At 56.2% G+C, this 1,613-nt stretch carries 2 protein-coding genes; one reads left to right on the forward strand and one right to left on the reverse strand.

The window, feature by feature from the left end:
- Nucleotides 1-362: 362 nt before the first annotated feature.
- On the forward strand, nucleotides 363-1,373 hold the full coding sequence (locus GQF02_RS15710; RefSeq protein ID WP_124736497.1) for an ornithine carbamoyltransferase: 1,011 nt from the start codon (nucleotides 363-365) through the stop codon (nucleotides 1,371-1,373).
- Here the strand turns inward: GQF02_RS15710 and GQF02_RS15870 are convergent.
- Nucleotides 1,345-1,613, reverse strand: a 269-nt coding sequence (locus GQF02_RS15870) for a hypothetical protein (RefSeq protein WP_220789525.1), incomplete at its 5' end; no start/stop codon positions are given. The genes GQF02_RS15710 and GQF02_RS15870 overlap by 29 nt on opposite strands.

Here is a 1,613-nt window from a genome sequence, read left to right on the forward strand (position 1 = left end):
TGCTCCACCGCCGACGTGTATCGCGAAGGCACGTGTGAGGATTACTTCCCTAACCAGGCAGGCGATGTAACCCGCGTATAAGCAGGGCACGCCGGGCTAACGCCCGCCGCAGATAAAAAGCAGTACACATCCGCCATGCCCATGCATGGCGGATCAGCCCGAATCCCATCCGGGCGCCATGGCAAGTCTCTCTTTTTTCAGAGTTGGCACCACAGATGCATGCAAGCGGGCATTCAAGCTCGGTTTGTTCTCCTCCAATGGAGTGTCCGTATCCATGCATCTCCAGCTCTGCTTTTATTTTCAGCATCAGGCAATACGACAGCTATCAGCCTGATGCTGGCTTTACCCACAGGATTATCAGCATGGCTTTCAACCTGAAGAACCGTAATTACCTGCGACTGCTGGACTTTACTCCACGCGAAATCCGTTACCTGCTGGACCTGTCCCGTGACCTGAAGCGTGCCAAATATGCAGGCCACGAAGAACAGCATCTGGTTGGCAAAAACATTGCGCTGATTTTTGAAAAAGCATCGACCCGTACTCGTTGCGCGTTTGAAGTGGCTGCCTACGATCAGGGCGCACATGTGACCTACCTCGGGCCGTCCGGCTCGCAGATCGGCTACAAAGAGTCGATGAAAGACACCGCCCGTGTACTGGGCCGCATGTACGATGCAATCGAATACCGCGGCTTCAAGCAGGACGTGGTTCAGGAGCTGGCCGACAACGCCGGTGTACCGGTGTACAACGGACTGACCGACGAATGGCACCCAACCCAGATGCTGGCCGACGTGCTGACCATGATCGAAAACAGCGAAAAGCCGTTGTCGCAAATTGCCTACGCCTATGTCGGTGATGCCCGCTTCAATATGGCGCGCTCGCTGATGGTTGTAGGTTGCAAGCTGGGCATGGATGTACGCATTGGCGCACCGACCCAGTTGTGGCCGGAAGCCGAACTGATCGAAGAGTGCCATGCCATTGCCGTCAAGACCGGCGCCACGCTGACGCTGACCGATTTGCCGGAAGAAGCCGTCAAGGGCGCCGACTTTATCCACACCGATGTCTGGGTGTCGATGGGCGAAGCCAAAGAAGTCTGGGACGAACGCATTGCCCTGCTATCGCCATTCCAGGTCAACGCCCGCCTGATGGCGGCAGCGCAGAACCCGCAGGTCAAATTCCTGCACTGCCTGCCAGCCTTCCACAATAGCGACACCACCGTGGGTGCCGAAGTGGCCAGCCAGTATCCGCAATTCGCCAATGGTATCGAAGTGACCGAAGAGGTGTTTGAAAGCCATGCCAACGTAGCCTTCGAGCAGGCAGAAAACCGCATGCACACCATCAAGGCCATCATGGTTGCAACACTGGGCGATCAATAAACAGGCTGCCCCCTAAGCTGCCGGCCGGGTTGATTCCCGGCCGTTTTTTCTGGCACGCAAAGACAAGGATTTGGCATCGCGCGATATGAGGCCAAACGCCTATCCCGCTTATCCTGTGCCACACAAAAACCAAGCTCACCCTATAGACCATTTCAAACATCAGAAGGATCAAGCAATGCGTGTAGTCGTAGCCTTGGGTGGTAACGCCCTGCAAAAGCGTGGCGAAGCCATGACCGCCGA

This window comes from Craterilacuibacter sinensis (assembly GCF_009831765.1).
Classification (GTDB): Bacteria; Pseudomonadota; Gammaproteobacteria; order Burkholderiales; family Chromobacteriaceae; genus Craterilacuibacter; species Craterilacuibacter sinensis.